Source organism: Fictibacillus barbaricus (assembly GCF_031457135.1).
In the GTDB taxonomy this organism is placed as follows: domain Bacteria; phylum Bacillota; class Bacilli; order Bacillales; family Fictibacillaceae; genus Fictibacillus; species Fictibacillus barbaricus_A.
Genome location: NZ_JAVDWA010000004.1, coordinates 180,260 through 200,786, shown reverse-complemented (window position 1 = coordinate 200,786; position 20,527 = coordinate 180,260). Strand labels below are relative to the sequence as shown.

The window sequence follows — 20,527 nt, the reverse complement described above, 5'->3', positions numbered from 1 at the left end:
AGATGATCTTTTTTCATTCTGAAAGGAAAAGGGAAATAAGTTGTTAATCTTTTATTTAATCGTTTTAAATATTACTGCCTATTTTGTGATGAAAAAAGATAAACGCTCTGCACAAAAAGGAGAATGGCGAACTCCTGAAGGACGTCTTTGGTTACTTGCCTTCTTAGGCGGGGCACCAGGAATGTGGCTTGCGATGAAAAAGTACAGACATAAAACGAAGCATCTGACTTTTAAATATGGACTGCCATTTTTGAGTCTTGTGATAACAATCTTTGCAGGCTGGTTTTCATAATACGCGTTAATCTTGCTGTAAATATCGTTTGTCTTTTAAAAAGAGTCTCCAGAAAATATAAAAACCTGGAGTTAGGATGGCAAGACCGACTATATACATAACCATTAAAGAGTAGAAGGTGCTTTTTGCAGTAAATGCCTGATAAATGGTTAAGTCGGGATAAACGATATATGGGAGATGTGCCATTCCATAACCATAACTAGCAAGGCCGTATTGTGATACGGTGAATAGCAAAGTAAATCGCGGCCGTCCAATACCTGGGCGGTTTTGTTTTGGCCACCAAAGGGCAGCGTATGCGATCAGAAAAGCTGCTAGGGATAAAATAAACCATATTTTTTGTTCTCTAAGATTATCGATCAGCCATGCTGATTCGGGTGGTATAAACATAAGGGTAAACAAGGCAGCAATTAATGTTAGTGGTCCGAGCAAAATAGCATTTCCTCTATAAAGCTTGTACGCTTCTTCATTATTGGACACCCGTGAATAATCAGCTAAAAAAAGCGAAGACAAGTATAGTTCAGAAGTTAGACCAAATAATACATACAGGTAAAGCGTTGGGCTTGAAAATAATTTTCCGAGCAGTAATGTCTGATTGGACAGATCTCCTGCGATAAATCCTCCTTGAGAGATCGGCAGAACAGCAATCAGTAAAGAGGGGATTAAAACCCCTGAAATACCTGAAATCGTGAACATCGCTCTACGATAACCTTGAACAGAGTAGGAGAATACCATAAATGCACTTCGTATCGCTAAGAAAAACAGAATCAGTGATACGGGCACAAGCATAACCGTGCCGAGCGTATAAGCACCTTTCGGAAAAAAACCGACGAATGCAACGACCAAAAGAACGAGAAAAGTATTTGTTAATTCCCATGTAGGGGATAGAAATCGATTTGCTATTTTGCCGGCCATTGTTTTGTGATTGTTGTATACCATTGCCCAAAAACCTGAACCAAAATCAATAGAACCAAAAATACTATAGACAAAAATAAAGGTCCACATGATTAATATCGCGATTACCTCTTCACTCATTCTTCATACCTCCACTCTACCCGTACACTTTATCCATATCTTTTGATACCGGATTTCGTTTAAAATAAGCCGTTAATATTAAAATTGTTAGCACACTTAAAACTGCATATAGAAGCAAAAAGAGCAGGAAAAGCATTCCAAGATTTTCATTTTTAGTAGCTGCTTCTGCTGTCGTTTGAACCCTGTATATGGTCCATGGCTGTCTGCCGCTGCAGCTGAAAACCCACCCGAATTCAATTCCGAGCATTGATAATGGCCCAGATAAGACCAAGCTCCATAATAGCCACTTTGGAAATGTCTTGTTCTTTTTTTTCACTAAGAACCACCAGTAGAGCAATACCACACCAGCAAGTCCGAGTAATAAGGTTCCAATCCCAACCATCAGGTTAAATAAAGTATGAACATAAAACGGCGGCCACGTTTCACGGGGGAATTCATAAAGTCCTTTTACTTCAGTATCAAATGTTCCTCCAGCCAACCAGCTGAGTGCCCATGGAATTTCGATGCCATATTTCACTTCTTCTGTTTTGGGATCTGTGTATCCTCCGATTGCAAGGGGTGCATATCGCTGTGTATCAAAAAGTCCTTCTGCCGCTGCTAATTTTTCTGGAGAATGTTCATGAAGAATTTGAGCTGAATGATGTCCCGAAAGAGCTGAAACGAAGCTCATAACGAACGCGACTATTAAAGACATGAATAAACCTTTTAAGTGATAGGCTTTTTCTTTTTCGGAACGTTTTTTTAATAGTTTAAAAGCGGCTACCGAAGCGACTGCAAATGCCCCTGTCATATAGGCTGTTATGGCTACATGGAAAGCGGCTGATAAAAAGCTGGGATTAAAGAATGCATCCCATGGCTGGACATCATAAATCGTTCCGTCAGGTTTGATCTTAAAGCCATCCGGTGTGTTCATCCAAGTATTAACTGCAGTGATTAATATAGCTGATGCAACAGCACCAAATGCTACGAAAAATACAGAGATCAATCTAAAATAAGGCGGTAGTCTGTCTGCTGCATAAACATAAATGGACATGAAAAGTGCTTCCAGGAAAAAAGCAAAAATTTCAATCTGAAAAGGAAGAGAAATTACTTTTCCGACAATCTCCATAAAGCCTGGCCACAAAAGGGATAACTGAACCCCAACGATGGTTCCTGATGGTATAGCAACTCCTAATAACACGGCAAATGCTTTCGTCCATCGCTTTGCCATAATCGCATAATCTTTATCCCCTTTTACTTGATGGATAATTTCAGCGATCACGATCATTAATGGGATCCCTACACCGAGAGTTGCAAAAATGATATGAAAACCTAGTGATGTGCCGAAAAAAGCTCTAGCAAGTATAACCGTATTCATATGTAATCCTCCCTTAAGCCGAAACACGAAAAGTATCAATCTATGTTTATGATGTCATAAAATTGCAGTTCTTATTCGGGTATTAAATTGTCATATACGGCTCGTCTGCTGTCATATGCTGACTTAAAAGGGGGGTGTAAAGTGTTAAAAGATACGAGCATGTTCATAGAAGTTTTAAAGTTTAGTGGAATATTCGCCCCTTGTGTTTTTATTATGCTGCAAGCTTTCAGGCAGTTCTTATTTTTGCCGGTAGGTTTAATCTGTTTAACGGGAGGGCTATTATTCGGAGCGGTGGCGGGTACTCTTTATTCTGTCATCGGTATAACGTTATCTAGTGTTCTATTTTATTGGGGCATGAAGGGTATGCCGAAGCTGATGGGGAAAATAAAAAAACTTCAAAAGAAATGGATCGGTAAAAGAATGCCCTTTTCTGTAGGACAGATTGCGATATTAAAAATGGTTCCTTTTATGCACTTTCATCTGTTGAGTCTTTGTTTAATAGATATCTCTTCAAATTTTAAGGAATATACGAAAGCAAGCATTATTTCTAATATTCCACTTGCGGTCATTTATTCTTCTTTCGGATCTGTCATCCTTTCACTTTCGCTGATCACTTCAATCTCGCTCTTAATTGGTTTATCCATTCTGTTTTATCTATTAAGAAGAAAAGAACTGATTATCAAATGGAGTGATTTTTTCGAGGAAGGAAATAAATCAGAAACCAAGAGCATGTCTGCTTAAGGCATGCTTTTTTATTTTTGCTCCCCTTACTAAAAGCTTGTTGCTTTTGGTTCGAATTATTCTTTTTTCTTCTTTGGTAAGTTGATTGGAGTGCAAGGTGCGAGACTCCTGCGGGACAGGCGGGCAGGTGAGACACTTATATAAGTGAAACGTACGAATGTGGCTCACCGCCTGCCCCGCGGAAAGCGAGCATCCGGGAGCGGAAATCAACCACTTACAAAAGCACCGAAGTTACAACACCCTAATTTTCTAAAATACGTTATAATAGCTTAGGAATGAAAGGCAGGGGAATAACAGTGAACATTCAAAGACTGTTTTCAATGCAAAAAGAACTAAACAGCCGCATTGTTAAAGAACATCAATTAAAAAATGAAGAATTATATGATAAAAGACGTTTAGCGTTTCTCGTTGAACTTGGAGAGCTTGCAAATGAGACAAGATGTTTTAAGTATTGGAGCAAAAAATCGTCTTCTTCAAAAGAGACGGTATTAGAAGAATATGTTGATGGGCTGCATTTCGTTTTATCGATAGGGCTTGATTTGGAGATCACTGATGTTCAGCTGCCTGATCAGGTTAAAATGCAATCAAAATTGGACAAAATAGAATTAACGGATGTTTTTTTATCTTTGTATCAAGCGGGATCCAGCAAGCTTTCTAAAAATGAGTTTGTTTCATTTTTTGAAGATTTTATGAGGCTTGGAACGAAACTTGGGTTTAGTTATGAGGAAATCGAGGCCGCATACTTAGAAAAAAATCTTGTGAATCATGAACGTCAAAATACGGGTTATTAACAAATAAAACCCGGAGTACCGGGTTTTATTTTAAACCATTAGATAAAGTTGTTAAGATCTCTTCTTTTTTTTGCTCGTCTGAATTTTTCCAGATCACTTCAAAAAGAACACCAAGACCAGGAAGCATTTTTTCTTCTCCGCTTTCGATTGCATCTACAATTGTATCCTGCAGCTGCTCTTTATTATTTCCAGTAACGTTATGCAAAACCGCTTTTCTTAAATCAAGATTCATTAGATAAGCACCTCTATTATTTTTTTCTTTTTTTATTGTGTACGTATTGGAGATGTTTTATGAATCAAAATAAATATTTTATGTTTTAAAGGAGTTTAATGAGTATGAAGTACATTGAATCAGAATCAAATGCATCCATTAAGCAGTGGAAAAAATTACATACAAAAAAAGAGAGAGAAAAAACGGGTACTTTTTTATTGGAAGGACCTCATCTTATAGAAGAAGCCATAGCTTCTGGGGCTGCATTAGTTCATGTTATTGTTGAAGAGAATTTTGAAATGAAAGACGAATGGCTAAAAGAAAAATTTACGCTCTGGACAGTTCCTGCAAAAATAATGAAAATTTTATCTGAAACAGAAAAACCTCAAGGGATTATTGCTGTTTGTGAAATGCCTGCTGAACCTGAGGAAATTTTAAAGGAAAACGGCCGGTACTTATTTGTTGATGGAGTTCAGGATCCAGGAAATCTTGGAACCATTATTCGGACCGCAGACAGTGCTGGTCTGGATGGTGTTTTTTTAGGAGAGGGAACAGCCGATCTTTTCAATGGGAAAACGGTTCGTTCTACTCAAGGATCCATCTTTCATCTTCCAATCGTAAAAAAAGATCTTCAAAAGGCATTATCTGATTGCCAATCATTGAATATTCCTGTGTATTCCACATCTCTATCTGATGCCGTTGATATGAGGGAAGTGCCGGAAACGAAAGGATTTGCTTTAATTGTAGGAAATGAAGGCTCTGGTGTTCAGCCGGCACTTCAGAATGAGTCAACAATGAATGTGAAAATACCGATCTTCGGTAAGGCTGAATCTTTGAATGTCTCAGTAGCGACAGGTATTCTTCTTTATGAGCTTCAACGTAAAAGATAACCTTTTTTCGGTCAATGTACCTGACATACGTTGCAATTTCTGATTTTTATCATATATAATGGAACAAGACTAAATGAAAATGAAAAAATAACATTGATGGAGAATAGTAAATAATCAAAACCGCCAATTAGGGAGGAAATGTCCTGGACTGCAAGCATTTCTTTGGTAGGGATTATTGAATTCACTCTTGAGTTGTCACCTGAATGATCGAGTAGGGCTGACCGGTGAAGAGCCGTTATCTAAATGAAGTGAACAGTGTTTAATCATTGTTAAATTGGGTGGTACCGCGAACTCCTCGTCCCTTATTGGATGAGGAGTTTTTTATATTTTAAGGAGGGATTGTAAGGTGAAGGAACGTTTAGAAGCCTTGAAATTGGAAGCAATCGGAAAAATCAGCGAAAGCCATGATCTTAAAGATCTGCAAGCTGTAAAAGTATCTTACTTAGGAAAAAAAGGTCCTATAACAGAAGTGTTAAAGGGCATGGGAAAATTATCTGCTGAAGAAAGACCTGTTATCGGGGCTTATGCAAATGAAGTGAGAGACAGTATTCAGCTTGAAATCGATAAAAAACAAGCCATTTTAGAAGAAGCAGCCATTTCAGAAAAACTGGCAAAAGAAACATTGGATGTAACTTTACCGGGAAGACCCGTAAAACATGGTAATGCACATCCGCTTACTTCAGTTGTTACGGAAATTGAAGATCTATTTTTAAGTATGGGTTTTACGATCGCTGAAGGTCCAGAAGTAGAAACGGATTATTATAATTTTGAAGCACTTAACTTGCCGAAAAACCATCCTGCTCGTGACATGCAAGACTCATTCTTTATTACAGAAGATATCTTGCTTCGTACACAAACATCTCCTGTACAGGCGAGAACAATGGAAAAGCACGAAGGAACGGGTCCAGTGAAAATTATCTCTCCTGGTAAAGTATATCGCCGTGATAATGATGATGCGACACATTCTCATCAGTTCATGCAAATTGAAGGTCTAGTCGTTGATCGTAACGTTCGCCTAAGTGATTTAAAAGGAGTTCTTGAAACGTTTGCTAAGAAAATGTTTGGGGAAGACCGCAAAATCAGATTACGCCCAAGCTTTTTCCCTTTTACAGAGCCGTCAGTTGAAATGGATATTTCCTGCTTTAAGTGCAGCGGAAAAGGGTGCTCGATTTGTAAACAAACGGGGTGGATTGAAATTTTAGGAGCGGGTATGGTACATCCGAATGTTCTAGAGATGGCTGGATTTGACTCTAAGGAATATACAGGGTTTGCATTTGGAATGGGACCAGAACGTATCGCGATGCTTAAGTATGGTATTGATGATATCCGTCACTTTTATGCAAATGATATCCGGTTCTTAAAACAATTCAAAAATGTGTAAACGGGGGAGGATTTAACGTGTTAGTATCTTATAACTGGCTTAGAGAATATGTAAATGTAGGAATCAGTCCTGCTGATTTAGCAGATAAAATAACGAAAAGCGGTATCGAAGTTGAAGTTGTTGAAGCATTGAATAAAGGAATCAGTGGTGTAGTTGTAGGGCATGTTCTTGAATGTGTCCAGCATCCAAATGCGGATAAACTCAGAGTATGTAAAGTAGATATCGGACAAGAAGAAGCGTCCCAGATCGTTTGTGGTGCACCAAACGTTGCAGAGGGACAAAAAGTTGCTGTTGCGGCTCCGGGAGCTGTTCTTCCAGGAAACTTTAAAATTAAAAAAGCAAAACTTCGCGGTGAAGAGTCTTTAGGTATGATCTGCTCACTGCAGGAACTGGGCATCGATACGAAGCTTGTAGCTAAAGAATATTCAAGCGGAATCTTTGTAATGCCGTCAGAGGCCGTAACGGGAAGTGATGCATTAGAATACTTAAATCTTCATGACCATGTTCTTGAACTTGGTCTTACACCTAACCGTGCGGATTGTTTGAATATGCTGGGTGTTGCCTACGAAGTGGCAGCCATTCTAAATCAAGAAGTGAAAATACCTAGTCAATCAATAACAGCTTCTGAAGAAAAAGCAGAAGATTTTATCTCAGTAAGTATTGAGTCAATTGAAGATAATCCTTACTATGGTGCAATGATCATTCGTGATGTAAAAATCGCTCCTTCTCCGTTATGGCTGCAAAATCGACTGATGGCTTCAGGCATCCGTCCTATCAATAACGTTGTAGACATTACAAACTATGTTCTTTTAGAATATGGACAGCCGCTGCATGCTTTTGATTACAACCGCCTAGGTTCAAAAGAAATCGTTGTGCGCCGTGCAAATTCAGGAGAAGTGATTCAAACACTTGATGATCAAAATCGAACTCTGCAAGACACACATCTTGTTATTACAAATGGTAAAGAGCCGATTGCGGTTGCTGGAGTTATGGGTGGAGCAACGAGTGAGGTTCAAGCTGATACAACAAACATTCTTTTAGAAGCAGCCTATTTTGCTTCAGGACGTGTAAGAACCGCTTCAAAAGATCTAGGGTTAAGAAGTGAGGCGAGCTCTAGATATGAAAAAGGCATTGACCGAAACCGTGTGTTTGCAGCTGCGATGAGAGCAGCAAGCTTAATTTCTGAAATTGCTGGCGGAAAAGTAGCAGATGGAATCGTGGAAGCTGGAAAACGTGAAGTAAATACGTACTCTGTAAAAATGTCTGTTTCAAGAATGAATAATTTGCTTGGTACATCCATTACAGCAGAACAAACAGCGGTCATTTTTGATCGATTAGGATTTGCTTATAAAGCAAATGACGATGAATTTGAAGTAACTGTTCCATCAAGAAGACCCGATATTACAATCGAAGCAGACTTAATCGAAGAAGTGGGAAGAATCTATGGTTATGACCGGATTCCAACAACCTTTCTATTAACAGAAGCCCGTCCAGGCGGATTATCTTTGAGTCAGTCTAAGAGACGCAATATCCGTAAATATTTTGAAGGTGCTGGTCTGTTCCAGGCAGTAACATATGCGTTGACGACACCTGACAAATCAAAACAGTTTTCGTTTAACGGACAAAAGGTCTACCCGATTACTGTTGCACATCCGATGAGTGAAGAACGCAGTACGCTGCGCATGAGTTTGCTGCCGCAGCTCCTTGAGGTTGTTCAATATAACCGCAATCGTTCAATGGAAGATATTGCAGTTTATGAAATGGGTTCAGTATTCGTCAATCGTCAGGAAACATTAACTGATTTACCAGAAGAGTATGTGTTTGTTTCTGGCGCCATTACAGGTCTGTTTAATGAACATTTATGGCAAGGAGAGAAAAAAGGATCTGATTTCTTTTTACTTAAAGGAATTCTTGAAGGGTTAATGAGTGAATTAAACCTTTCAGAACGAATCACGTATGAAGCAGGTCAGATTGAAAATATGCATCCTGGCCGTACAGCTGTCGTAAAACTTGATGGCATCCCAGTCGGATTCGTAGGACAGCTTCACCCTGCCATTCAAAAAGAATTAGATATGAAAGATACGTTTGTGTTTGAGTTGAACGCATCGAGCTTAATTGAAGCAGAAACAAATCAAACGGTATACAATACCTTGCCGCGCTATCCTTCTATTACACGAGATATCGCCTTAGTTGTGGATAAAGAATTGCCATCTGGTGATCTCTTCACAGTTATTCAAGCTGCTGGCGGGGAATTGCTAAAAGAAGTAAACCTTTTTGATTTATATGAAGGGGAACGAATGGAAGAAGGAAAAAAATCGCTTGCTTTCTCTTTAAAATACTTTGATCCAGAACGCACGTTAACTGATGAAGAAGTTGTTGCAGCACATGATCGTGTTCTTAAAAGTTTAGAAGAACGATTTGGAGCGCAGTTAAGAAAATAATAAAAAAAGAACTGTTCCGTCAGGGTGTAAATTAACCTTGAGGAGCAGTTCTTTTTTTACACTTGTAAGCACAGTGATTTTTGTGAAGCAGCAAGTAAAAGTCCATAGAATAAGCATAACTAAGGCTGACAGGAACGGATTGAAGCAGGCAACTTTTCTTTATAGGCAATTTTAAAAGATGGTGTTGCGTAAGTAGATATTGTAAAAGTAAAAACGTCCTGTGGAAAGTAAGCATTCAAAGAGCGGAAAGTAACAACTCCATATTCTAAAAGAATGTTACTTTGGGTATTTTGTATTTTGACTCTAAAAGTGTGTTTAAAATCAGTTGTGGCTGCCGTAATTACTTGGAGAAGTGTAGCCGGAAGTTACTGCTTCTTTGTCACTTTTCAAAGAAGTGTCCGTATTATATTTGTTCAAACGGTCATCAGCAGCATGTTCTGAACTGCCTGTTTCAATAGGATTGCCTGCAAGCTCGCTTCCTGCTTCAATTACTTTTGAACTGATATTGCTGATGTCACTTTTCGCTTCCTTAAAAGTTGAAAGTGCCTCACTTGAGACTTCCTTTAATACATTTATATTGCCAAAGGTGCTATTTACGCGTTGATAAAGCTCCTGCGCTTCTTCAATTGCTTCTTTTAATGTATGAGAAGCATTTTTGAATTGGCTGATCATCTGGTCTTTAATTTCGTTTGGGTTCTCTCTTACTTCTGTTAACATTTTACTTGAAGTATCCTTGAATCCAACAGCAGTATTTTTTACTTTGGATCGCGTGTTTCGATCAATTAAAGCCAAAGCTCCGCCGATAAGACCTCCAATTACAACTCCTTTTAAAAGCATGCTGTTTTGTTCATTTTGATAACCGGTTTGGCTAGTTGAATTTTCAATCATGATTATCCTCCTCTATTTGAGTATGTTAGTGTAACTAGGGAATTCCCTTTCATTTGAAATTTAAACGTTGTAGTGGGTCAAAGCTTAAATGAGGATAATAGGGGTACAAAAAAGAAGCACAATCCAAAGGCGTTATATAAGCCTATTAGATCAATGCTTCTCACAAAAAAATTAAAGTTTCTTTTTCTTTAAAAGATTCATCGCTTTTTGTGTATTTGCAAAATGCTTTTTGGTAAGGGTGTTTAAAACAGACTCACCATGTTTTTCGATTAATTCTGCAGCTTTAACGTCAACATGCGGACCAGCACCTTTAGGAAGAACTGTATGAAACTTAGATCCAAGTTTATCCATTTCTTTAATAAAACTATATCTGGCTAATATGGAGGCTGCAGCGACAGATAGATGAATTGATTCTCCTTTAGTGGAAAAATATAAGCCTTCTCTTAACAAGTTTTGTTCACTCTTCAAATAATTAAAATAAACACATGGTTCGCAAAACTGATCAATTAGTACACCATCGAGCTTCTCGCCTTCAATTTTCAACTTTACATTTTGAAGTGCACGATTATGCAGGAGTGCTTTGATTTTTCCTTGCGTCATTCCTTTTTGTTGTAGTGCATTATATTTCTCGTTTGGCAGTACAAGTAAACTATACGGAATGGTATGGATAAGTTCTTTCGCGATTTGTACAATCTGTTTGTCATTGAGGTTTTTAGAATCCTTAACTCCAAGTTCTTTTACAAGTTCCAGCCGATCGGAAGATACATATGCCGCCACTACGGTCATTGGTCCAAAATAATCGCCAGTTCCTACTTCATCACTTCCGATAATCGATAATTCTGCTATATTTGGCGGTGGTGCAAACCCGTGCTGCGGTTTAGAGGTTGCCTTTTTTTCCTTCGATGGTGAAATCTTCCCAGCGTAATTTTGGGAGGCTTCCTCCGCGCGCTTTCCTTGGAATAATACTTTTCCCGATTGATAGGCAGTAATTGTACATTCTTTTAATTTCGCTGTAAAAATGGCACCTGGAGGCGTCTTATCTGTAATAGCAGAGGCTAGCTCATTTTTCATGGCTAAAATCTCACTATTCGTCATTTTTTTTACTACATGAGCCATTTATTCATCCCCTTAATCCGATTTTTTCCAATATTATCAAAAAAATCGATGAGTTTAGACAGAAACGTTTTCAAGTATGTCATATATTTGTTAAGATAAAGATTAGAATAATCATCAGCAATGCATAGATCCTTTTGATAAGGAGGTTGTTTCGTGGCGGAAGACAAAAATAAAAACCGTACAACGGTCGAGATCTATGGACAGAGATATATAATTGCAGGGACCGAAACTTCCAGCCACATTCATTTAGTAGCTGATAAGGTAGATTTGAAAATGAGAGAGATACAAGCTCATAATCGGTTTCTTGATACAAAACAGCTTGCTGTTCTAACAGCAGTGAATACAATGAGTGAATATTTAAAGATTAAAGAAGAGCTAAAAAAATTGCAACAAAAGATTGGAAAAGAGGAAGAATAATATGCTTGATTTTATTTTATTCATTATTTTATTATTTGGATTTTTAATAGGTTTAAAACGCGGTTTTATTATGCAGCTTGTACATTTAATCGGGTTTGTTGCTGCGTATATCGTAGCTTATGTCTATTACGATGATCTAGCACCAAAACTAGAGCTTTGGATTCCATATCCAGCTTCGAACAATGACTCTATGTCGTTTTTATTAAACAGCATTTCGCTCGAGCAAGCTTACTATAATGCCATTGCATTTGCAATTTTGTTTTTCGCAACAAAAATTATTCTGCAGACCATTGGATCAATGCTGGATTTCTTAGCACATCTCCCGCTTCTTCATACTGTTAATAGATGGCTTGGAGGTTTATTAGGGTTTGTTGAAGTCTATCTCATCGTATTTATATTGCTTTATGTTGCTACACTAGTGCCAATAGATAATTTCCAAGCTTACTATGAAAATTCATGGATTGCACAGGGAATGGTTAAGAATACACCGGTATTTTCTGAGGCTGTAAAGGAAATGTGGATGAAACATATGGCGTAAAAACTTCTCCATTTCTGGAGAAGTTTTTTTGCACGATCAGAAATAGCCGATAGACGGTGCAGCAATAAGTTAAAGTCAATCATTTAAGTGGAACTAAGGCTGACGAGGAGAGGAAGGTCACTATGACGAATAAAAAAGAGATTGTCCGTACTCTTGAACAAATCGCTCTTTATCTTGAAATACTTGGAGAAAATTCCTTTAAAGTTTCGGCTTATCGAAAAGCCGCAAATGCATTGGAAAGTGATGAACGGACGATGGATGAAATTGACGATGTTTCCAAACTCAAAGGAATCGGCAAGGGGACAGCAGCCGTTATCTTAGAAATGATAGATAAAGGAAAGTCTGATCTATTGAACGAACTTCAGGAAAAAGTACCTTCTGAACTGATAACTTTATTAAAAGTTCCAAACCTTGGCGGCAAAAAGATTGCGAAACTTTATCAAGAGTTAGGCGTAACCAATGTTATGTCATTAAAAGAAGCTTGCGTATCAGGTAAAGTCAGAGGACTTGCCGGTTTTGGAGCAAAAACGGAAGAGAAGATTCTAGCCTCACTTGAAGACTTGGGAAAACGTCCGGAAAGATTACCGATTGCTTATATGATACCGATCGCGGAAAAAATTGAAAATCAGATTGAAAAGATGAGTCATGTTGAAAAGTATTCAAGAGCTGGAAGCCTTAGGAGATATAGAGAAACGATAAAAGATCTTGATTTTATCATTTCCACAAAAAATCCTGCAAAAGTAAAGGAACAATTATTAAATTTAGAAGGAATTACAGATATAATTGCAAGTGGTGATACGAAGGTTTCACTTGTAATCGGCGAAGTAGAAGTCTCTGTTGATTTTAGAATAGTAGAACCAAAGCATTTTGCAACGACACTTCATCACTTTACAGGTTCCATGGATCACAATGTTAAAATGCGTCAGCTCGCAAAAGTTAGAGGGGAAAAAATAAGCGAATATGGTGTAGAGAATGTAGAAACAGGTGAAGTGAAAACCTTTGAATCTGAGGAAAGTTTTTATCAGTATTTCGATTTGAATTGGATACCTCCTGAAGCAAGGGAAACAGGTGAGGAAATCGAGCTTTTGAAAGAAAAGTACGATTTTATTGAACTATCAGATATTAAAGGCGATCTTCACATGCATTCCACATGGAGCGACGGTGCTTTCTCAATTGAGGAAATGGCTGAAGAGGCTCGTGGCCGAGGGTATCAATATATGGCAATCACGGATCATTCGCAGTATTTAAGAGTCGCAAATGGCTTAACACCAGAGAGAATACGTATGCAGCGAAAAGAAATTGACCGATTAAATAAACAGTACAATGATTTTAAGATCCTAGCAGGGATTGAAATGGATATTTTGCCAGATGGAACACTTGATTATGATGATGAACTGCTGGAAGAACTGGATTTTGTTATTGCAAGCATCCATTCTGCTTTTTCTCAAGATCAGAATAAAATTATGAAGCGATTAACAACCGCTCTTAAACATAAGAAGGTAGCATTGATTGCACACCCTACTGGACGCTTAATCGGGCGCCGAGAAGGATATGACGTAGACCTTGATTTATTATTAAAATTAGCAAAAGAAACAGGAACAGCCGTTGAGCTGAATGCCAATCCAAATCGGCTGGACCTATCTGCAGAATGGCTGCGAAAGGCTCAGGAAAATGGTGTGAAAATTGTGATCAACACAGATGCGCATTATAAAGAAACAATGAAACATATGGAAATTGGGGCAGCGGTTGCACGAAAAGGGTTAATTAAAAAGGAGTCCGTACTGAATACGATGACTTTAGAGGAATTGGAAACCTACTTAAACCGTAAAAAATAGCCTAATTCCCCGAATCAGGAGGAATGAGACATGCAAGATAAATTGTTACGTGTGTTGGAATTGAAAAAAATCATTGAAAGACTTAAAAAGCACGCAAGCAGTTCACTAGGTACAAATAAAATTAATAATCTTACACCGTTAGTCTCATTGGACGAAGTAAACCTTGCTCATGAAGCGACAGATGAAGGTGTGAAAGTATTGCGTCTTAAGGGACAGGTCCCATTTGGAGGTATTTTCGATGTTCGATCGAATGTAAAACGTTCGCAGATTGGTAGTCTGCTTAACGAAGAAGATCTTCTGGATATCGCCTCAACCATTTATGGAGGAAGACGTTTTAAAAGATTTATAGAGGGACTTGTAGAAGATGGTATCGAACTGACGATTTTAAAACGTACCGCAGATCAGATCATTCCTTTAATAGACTTAGAGCAATCCATCAAAAGCTGTATTGATGACCACGGACATATGATGGATAGTGCGAGCAATGAATTAAGAATGATACGTCAGCAGCTCAGGACATTTGAAGCGAGAGTAAGAGAAAAGCTTGAATCGATCGTTCGTTCTTCAAGTTATCAAAAAATGTTATCTGATACGATTATTACCATTCGTAATGACAGGTTTGTTATTCCAGTTAAACAAGAATACAGAGGGAATTTTGGAGGCATGATCCACGATCAGTCTGCGAGTGGAGCTACTCTGTTTATCGAGCCTCAATCTGTCGTTACGATTAATAATCAAGTGAAAGATGCTAAAGCAAAAGAAGCACGTGAAATCGAGAAAATTTTAAGAGAATTAACAATGCAAGTTGCTGAAAATGCAGATGACATCCTTGTGAACGTTGATGAACTTGCAGAAGTTGATTTCATATTGGCCAAAGCAAGATTTGCAAATGAATTAAAAGCTACTCGGCCAATCATGAATGATCAAGGCTTTATTTCATTAAAAGAGGCAAGACATCCATTATTAGATCAAGAAGCAGTCGTACCAATCAGTGTAATGCTAGGCGGGGAATATCAGTCATTAGTCATAACGGGTCCTAATACAGGGGGGAAGACGGTTACATTAAAAACGATCGGTCTCCTGACATTAATGGCTCAATGCGGCTTGCAAATACCAGCGCAAGAAGAATCTGAAATGGCTGTATTCCAAACTATTTTCGCGGATATTGGAGATGAACAATCGATAGAGCAGTCTTTAAGTACCTTTTCTTCACATATGGTGAACATTGTTGACATTTTAAACAAGATGGATCGTGACTCGCTCGTATTGTTTGATGAACTTGGTGCTGGTACTGATCCACAAGAAGGTGCAGCACTCGCAATTTCCATTCTTGATTTTGTTTTTGCAAGAGGGGCTCGAGTTGTAGCGACAACTCATTATAGCGAATTAAAGGCATATGCCTATAATCGTGAAGGGGTAATGAATGCTTCTGTGGAATTTGACGTGCAGACATTGCGTCCGACTTATCGATTGTTAGTCGGAGTCCCAGGGCGAAGTAATGCATTTGAAATCTCAAAGCGATTAGGACTTCGCCAGGATATTATTGATTCCGCACGCGCACAAATCAGCGAAGACGAAAACAAGATCGATAATATGATTCGTTCGCTTGAAGACAATCGTAAGAAAGCCGAAAAAGAAATGGAACAGGCTAATCTGATGAGAAAAGAAGCGGAATCGATTAAAGCAGATCTTGAAAGGGAACTTGAGCTTTACCAAAAAGAAAAAGAGCGTTTGTACTTAAAAGCAAAAGAAGAGGCAGAAGAAGCAGTTCTGAAGGCCCGTGACACAGCTGAAGAAATCATCCATGAAATTCGTGAGCTCCAAAAATCAGGCGGACAAATTAAAGAACACAAACTAATTGAAGCGAAGAAAAGATTAGAAGAGGCAGTGCCTCAATCACAGACAAAGAAAAAACAGCAAAAGGCAGCTTCCACAAAAGACGAGTATATGCCTGGCGATGAAGTAAGGGTACTTACTGTCGGTCAAAAAGGCCATATTGTTGAAAAAGTAAGCAACAATGAATACCAGGTACAGATCGGCATCTTAAAAATGAACGTAAAAGAAAGAGATTTGGAATGGATCAAACAAACGAAACAAAAAGCGGAGCCCCGATCTTTCGTTAAAGTTACAGGTTCAAACGACAATTTCCGCCCTGAGCTTGATTTAAGGGGAAAAAGGTATGAAGACGCCATGTTAGAAGTAGACCGCTACTTAGATGAAGCCCTTTTAGCTGGATTTAATCAAGTCTATATCATTCACGGTAAAGGGACAGGTGCACTAAGAAAAGGTGTACAAGAACTATTGAAATCCCATCGGAATGTAAAGTCGACCAGGATGGGAGAAGCCGGTGAAGGCGGAGGCGGAGTTACGGTGGCCGTGCTAAAATAATCATGCTTACTTGAATGGAGAAAAAGGAGCTGCACAAACAATGGATTTTATGGGAAATGCCTTTTTAAAAACAGCAGCAAATTACAGTGTGGTCGTGCTTTGCTTGGTCGTGTTCTTAGCCGTTTTCGAACTTGTGACGCGCTATAAAAATTGGGTGGAAATCAAAAACGGGAACTTTTCTGTAGCGATGGCAACAGGCGGGAAAATTTTTGGTATAGCAAACATTTTCCGTTATTCAATCGGACAGAATGACTCTATAGTCACGATGATTACATGGGGAATTTTTGGTTTTGTATTGCTGCTTATCGGTTATTTTATCTTTGAATTTTTAACACCAAAATTTCAGATTGATAAAGAGATAGAAAACGATAATAGAGCAGTTGGTTTTATTTCAATGATTATTTCAATTGGTCTTTCTTTTGTCATTGGAGAAGGCATCGAATAGGTGAAGGGATATAAATATGGATACGTTATTTAAAGTTTTATTTGTTTTAAGCGGTGTGTTTATTGCTGCGGGTATGATTTATTTATTGTTTTTTTCTTAAGGGTTTTTTCACTTAGTTGCTTTTGAATATGGTTAATTTCCGTTGCAGGACTCGCTTTCCGCAGGGTGTGAGGTGAGCCCATTTGTCGCTTTGCGACTTTAAATGGTCTCACCTGTCCCACTCATCCTGCAGGAGTCTCGACCTTCCTCTTCAATTAACTTTCAATGAAGAACTTCAAAATCTACCCTTAGCAACAATCCTTTAGAAATAAAAGAAACCAGGTATCTTCTTTAGATTCCTGGTTTTTTTAGGAATAAATTTTACGGATTATTTTAAATTTTTCAAAAAGTATATAATTATGTATACGTTTTCAATATAATAGGAGTAGATATAGAATTTTTTGAAGGTAGGCGTGAATGAGGAGGAGATGCAAGTGGAAAGAAGGTGGCTTAACAGTTACCCTGACGAAATTCCAGGACATCTTGATTATGACAGCAAACCTTTATTCGCGTATTTAGAAGAAGCAGCAGTAGAGAAAAAAAATAACATTGCTGTGCATTTTTTAGGTAAGAAGTTAACCTTTGGCGAACTGTATGACAGCAGTTTACGGTTTGCTGATGCACTCTTAAAAATGGGAGTGAAAAAAGGTGATCGAGTTGCAATTATGCTGCCCAATTGCCCTCAAGGTGTGATTGCATACTATGGCACATTATTATTAGGTGGCATCGTTGTTCAGACCAACCCTTTGTACACTGAAAGGGAGCTTCACCATCAGCTTGCAGACAGCGGGGCTAAAGTAATTGTCGGGCTGGATCTGCTTTTTGGAAGAATTTCTGCAGTTCGAGGCGAAACGGCGTTAGAACACGTTATTATGACTTCAGTAAAGGATTATTTGCCTTTTCCGAAAAATCTTTTATACCCTTTCGTACAGAAAAAACAAAATCCTAAGGTTGTCGTTGATATCACGTACAACCATGAAGTACATTCCTTTACTGAACTGCTGAAACAGGCATCTCCAAACAACCCTAATGTGGATGTCGATCCTGTTGAAGATCTTGCATTATTGCAATATACAGGGGGGACGACAGGGCCTGCAAAAGGGGTAATGCTGACGCATCAAAATTTAGTCGTAAATGCATTGCAGTGTAATGCATGGATGTACAAAAACCGCGATGGGAAAGAAAAAATTCTCGGTGCACTTCCGTTTTTCCATGTTTATGGCATGACATGTGTAATGAACCTCGGAATTATTACGAAAGCAGAAATGATTATTTTACCGAGGTTCGAACCAAAACAAGTTTTAAAGACGATTCATAAAGAACGGCCAACTTTATTTCCGGGTGCACCAACCATGTATATCGCTCTATTGAACGACCCAGATCTAAAAAAATATGATTTATCTTCCATTCAAGCGTGCATCAGTGGATCAGCAGCCTTGCCGTCGGAAGTTCAACAAAAATTTCAGGCTATTATTTCAGGTACGCTTGTAGAAGGGTATGGTCTTACCGAAGCTTCACCTGTTACACATGCCAATTTAATTTATGGTGAACAGATTAAAGGCAGTATTGGAATGCCGTGGCCGAATACTGAAGCGGGAATCATTTCACAGGAGACCGGAGAATGGGCTGAGCCTGGTGAAGTCGGCGAATTAGCTGTCAGGGGTCCGCAAGTGATGAAAGGCTATTGGAACCAGCCAGATGAAACGGCTGCTGTGTTCCGTGATGATTGGCTTATAACTGGTGACGTTGGTTACATGGATGAAAGAGGCTACTTTTTCATTGTTGACCGTAAAAAAGACCTGATTATTGCAGGCGGTTTTAATATCTATCCGCGTGAAGTGGAAGAAGTGCTTTATGAACATGAAAAAGTGAAAGAAGCCGTTGTCGTAGGTGTTCCAGATCCCTATCGCGGTGAAACGGTAAAAGCTTTTATCGTGCTTAAAGAAGGTGCAGAGTGCTCCGAAGAAGAATTAAACAAATATTGCCGTGAGCATCTTGCGTCCTTTAAAGTTCCTAGATTGTATGAGTTCCGCGATGATTTGCCTAAAACGATAGTAGGAAAAATACTTCGCCGGGTCTTGCTGGAAGAGGAGAAACAAAAGGCTGAACAGAATGCCTGAATAATTCCTTAAAAAAGCCGCCATTGAGCGGTTTTTTTATTGTAAATGTAATTCAATCTACATTTAACTTGTCAATTGCGATAAAATAATGACATAATGAAATTGACAGAAAAGAAAGATTTGTTTTACAATTATGAATGAACAATCATTCATTTTCTGTATGTGTGATTGTGCTATACACAAATGAGGCGATAGTTATGAAACGTAAAGGTCCAAAATATGAAAAAATTATTGATGCTGCCGTTAATGTCATTGCAGAACATGGCTATCATCAATCCCAAGTATCAAAGATTGCAAAAGAAGCAGGTGTCGCTGACGGCACCATTTATCTGTATTTTAAAAATAAGGAAGATCTGCTTGTTTCTGTTTTTAATGAGAAGATGGGGACCTTTATTGAAAAAACAGAAAATGAGCTAAAAGGAAAAGATACGGCGATTGAAAAGCTTAGAACACTAGTTGAAATGCATTTTAAGCAGTTAACTGCTGATTATGAGCTGTCAATCGTGACTCAATTGGAATTGCGTCAAACAAATAGACAGCTTCGTGCAAAAATAGGTGAAGTTTTGAAAAGGTATTTAAACCTAATTGATACGATCCTACAGGATGGCATGAAAGAAGGTGTATTTGTTCCAGAAATTGATATTCGATTGGCGAGGCAGATGATTTTTGGAACAATCGATGAAACGGCGACAAACTGGGTGATGAATGATCACCGATATGATTTACCTGCTCTTGCTGATGCTATACACCAAATGCTAGTCAATGGATTATCAGTAAAGATGCCGCATTCAAATTAAGATTTAATTAGAGGAGGCTAGGTAAAAGTGGAATTTTTGCAAGTGGACAAACAAGGGAAAATAGCGACGATCAAATTAAATCGTGCACCAGCAAACGCTCTTTCAACAGGTGTGATTCAGGAATTAGACCAAGCCCTGGATCAGATTGAACAAGATCGTGAAGTTAAAGCAGTAGTTATCCTGGGTGAAGGCCGTTTCTTTTCAGCTGGTGCTGATATAAAGGAATTTACAGAAGTTCAAGACGAAGAAGGATTTGCTCAATTGGGGAAGAAGGGGCAAGATGTTTTTAACCGAATCGAGCAATTTTCAAAACCGGTCATTGCTGCAATTCACGGAGCTGCATTAGGCGGCGGACTCGAACTTGCAATGAGCTGTCATATTAGACTTGTAGCTGATGATGCGAAGCTTGGACTTCCTGAGCTGACATTAGGATTAGTACCTGGATTTGCAGGTACCCAAAGGCTGCCGCAGCTTGTAGGTGTGCCAAAAGCTTGTGAGATGCTGCTTTCAAGTAAGCCTGTTACTGGTAAAGAGGCTGCAGAATTAGGATTGGCAAACGAATCCATGCCAGCTGAAGACCTTTTTGAAAGGGCTTACAAGATGGCGGAAAGTTTTTCAGAAAAAAGTGCAGTATCTATTAAATATACACTCGAATTGCTTCATTACGCACGAGCAGGTCTATATGAAAAAGGATCTGTAAAAGAACAAGAACTGTTCGGCAAAGCTTTTAAGAGCCACGATGGACAAGAAGGCATCCAAGCTTTTATTGAAAAAAGAAAACCTGAATTTCAGGATAGATAATACTAGG

General features: G+C 38.6%; 19 protein-coding genes and 1 other annotated feature. Of the genes, 14 read left to right on the top strand and 5 right to left on the bottom strand.

Going from position 1 to position 20,527, the window contains the following annotated elements; translation table 11 throughout:
• Nucleotides 1-40: 40 nt before the first annotated feature.
• Nucleotides 41-292, top strand: coding sequence for a DUF1294 domain-containing protein (locus J2X07_RS13355; RefSeq protein WP_310259481.1), 252 nt, complete (start codon nt 41-43; stop codon nt 290-292).
• 6 nt (nt 293-298) lie between these two features.
• Here J2X07_RS13355 and J2X07_RS13350 read toward each other — a convergent pair whose 3' ends face one another.
• Nucleotides 299-1,324, bottom strand: coding sequence for a cytochrome d ubiquinol oxidase subunit II (locus tag J2X07_RS13350; RefSeq protein ID WP_310259479.1), 1,026 nt, complete (start codon nt 1,322-1,324; stop codon nt 299-301).
• A 16-nt stretch (nt 1,325-1,340) separates the two neighbouring features.
• Nucleotides 1,341-2,681 (bottom strand): cytochrome ubiquinol oxidase subunit I, encoded by a 1,341-nt coding sequence (locus J2X07_RS13345; protein ID WP_310259476.1) that lies wholly within the window; start codon nt 2,679-2,681, stop codon nt 1,341-1,343.
• A gap of 141 nt (nt 2,682-2,822) precedes the next feature.
• On the opposite strand from J2X07_RS13345, the gene J2X07_RS13340 reads away from it, so the two are divergent.
• Both J2X07_RS13340 and J2X07_RS13335 read left to right on the top strand, forming a co-directional pair.
• Complete coding sequence (locus J2X07_RS13340) at nt 2,823-3,422, top strand: TVP38/TMEM64 family protein (RefSeq protein WP_310259474.1); 600 nt, start codon at nt 2,823-2,825, stop codon at nt 3,420-3,422.
• Between the two features lie 296 nt (nt 3,423-3,718).
• A complete protein-coding gene (locus tag J2X07_RS13335; RefSeq protein ID WP_310259471.1) occupies nt 3,719-4,213 on the top strand; it encodes a dUTP diphosphatase in 495 nt (164 codons plus the stop codon).
• A gap of 25 nt (nt 4,214-4,238) precedes the next feature.
• Here J2X07_RS13335 and sspI read toward each other — a convergent pair whose 3' ends face one another.
• Nucleotides 4,239-4,445: a small acid-soluble spore protein SspI gene (gene sspI / locus J2X07_RS13330; RefSeq protein WP_066291537.1), complete on the bottom strand. Its 207-nt coding sequence runs from the start codon at nt 4,443-4,445 to the stop codon at nt 4,239-4,241.
• A 104-nt stretch (nt 4,446-4,549) separates the two neighbouring features.
• On the opposite strand from sspI, the gene J2X07_RS13325 reads away from it, so the two are divergent.
• From J2X07_RS13325 to pheT, 3 genes are all read left to right on the top strand, one after another.
• Complete coding sequence (locus tag J2X07_RS13325) at nt 4,550-5,314, top strand: TrmH family RNA methyltransferase (RefSeq protein WP_310259465.1); 765 nt, start codon at nt 4,550-4,552, stop codon at nt 5,312-5,314.
• Nucleotides 5,315-5,398: 84 nt separating this feature from the next.
• Nucleotides 5,399-5,620: a binding site (T-box leader), on the top strand.
• A 40-nt stretch (nt 5,621-5,660) separates the two neighbouring features.
• Entirely contained in the window at nt 5,661-6,695 is a 1,035-nt protein-coding gene (gene pheS, locus J2X07_RS13320; protein WP_310259463.1) for a phenylalanine--tRNA ligase subunit alpha, read from the top strand.
• A 17-nt stretch (nt 6,696-6,712) separates the two neighbouring features.
• Nucleotides 6,713-9,136 carry a phenylalanine--tRNA ligase subunit beta gene (gene pheT / locus J2X07_RS13315; protein WP_310259460.1) on the top strand — a complete coding sequence of 808 codons (2,424 nt, stop codon included), beginning with the start codon at nt 6,713-6,715 and terminating at the stop codon, nt 9,134-9,136.
• Between the two features lie 321 nt (nt 9,137-9,457).
• Here pheT and J2X07_RS13310 read toward each other — a convergent pair whose 3' ends face one another.
• Together J2X07_RS13310 and rnhC are read right to left on the bottom strand one after the other, a co-directional pair.
• Nucleotides 9,458-10,024 (bottom strand): hypothetical protein, encoded by a 567-nt coding sequence (locus J2X07_RS13310; RefSeq protein ID WP_310259457.1) that lies wholly within the window; start codon nt 10,022-10,024, stop codon nt 9,458-9,460.
• A gap of 171 nt (nt 10,025-10,195) precedes the next feature.
• Nucleotides 10,196-11,140 (bottom strand): ribonuclease HIII, encoded by a 945-nt coding sequence (rnhC, locus tag J2X07_RS13305; RefSeq protein WP_310259454.1) that lies wholly within the window; start codon nt 11,138-11,140, stop codon nt 10,196-10,198.
• A gap of 153 nt (nt 11,141-11,293) precedes the next feature.
• On the opposite strand from rnhC, the gene zapA reads away from it, so the two are divergent.
• From zapA to J2X07_RS13265, 8 genes are all read left to right on the top strand, one after another.
• Nucleotides 11,294-11,557, top strand: coding sequence for a cell division protein ZapA (gene zapA / locus J2X07_RS13300; protein ID WP_310259451.1), 264 nt, complete (start codon nt 11,294-11,296; stop codon nt 11,555-11,557).
• 1 nt (nt 11,558) lies between these two features.
• Nucleotides 11,559-12,095 carry a CvpA family protein gene (locus J2X07_RS13295; protein WP_310259447.1) on the top strand — a complete coding sequence of 179 codons (537 nt, stop codon included), beginning with the start codon at nt 11,559-11,561 and terminating at the stop codon, nt 12,093-12,095.
• A 122-nt stretch (nt 12,096-12,217) separates the two neighbouring features.
• Nucleotides 12,218-13,930: a DNA polymerase/3'-5' exonuclease PolX gene (gene polX / locus J2X07_RS13290; RefSeq protein WP_310259444.1), complete on the top strand. Its 1,713-nt coding sequence runs from the start codon at nt 12,218-12,220 to the stop codon at nt 13,928-13,930.
• A gap of 30 nt (nt 13,931-13,960) precedes the next feature.
• A complete protein-coding gene (locus J2X07_RS13285) occupies nt 13,961-16,318 on the top strand; it encodes an endonuclease MutS2 (RefSeq protein WP_310259442.1) in 2,358 nt (785 codons plus the stop codon).
• A gap of 40 nt (nt 16,319-16,358) precedes the next feature.
• A complete protein-coding gene (locus J2X07_RS13280) occupies nt 16,359-16,763 on the top strand; it encodes a DUF350 domain-containing protein (protein ID WP_310259440.1) in 405 nt (134 codons plus the stop codon).
• A 467-nt stretch (nt 16,764-17,230) separates the two neighbouring features.
• The gene (locus J2X07_RS13275; protein WP_310259436.1) at nt 17,231-18,922 is read left to right on the top strand and encodes an AMP-binding protein; all 1,692 of its coding nucleotides are present in this window, start codon (nt 17,231-17,233) and stop codon (nt 18,920-18,922) included.
• 197 nt (nt 18,923-19,119) lie between these two features.
• Entirely contained in the window at nt 19,120-19,719 is a 600-nt protein-coding gene (locus J2X07_RS13270) for a TetR/AcrR family transcriptional regulator (protein WP_425590185.1), read from the top strand.
• Between the two features lie 27 nt (nt 19,720-19,746).
• A complete protein-coding gene (locus J2X07_RS13265) occupies nt 19,747-20,520 on the top strand; it encodes an enoyl-CoA hydratase (protein ID WP_310259430.1) in 774 nt (257 codons plus the stop codon).
• The last annotated feature ends 7 nt before the right edge of the window (nt 20,521-20,527 follow it).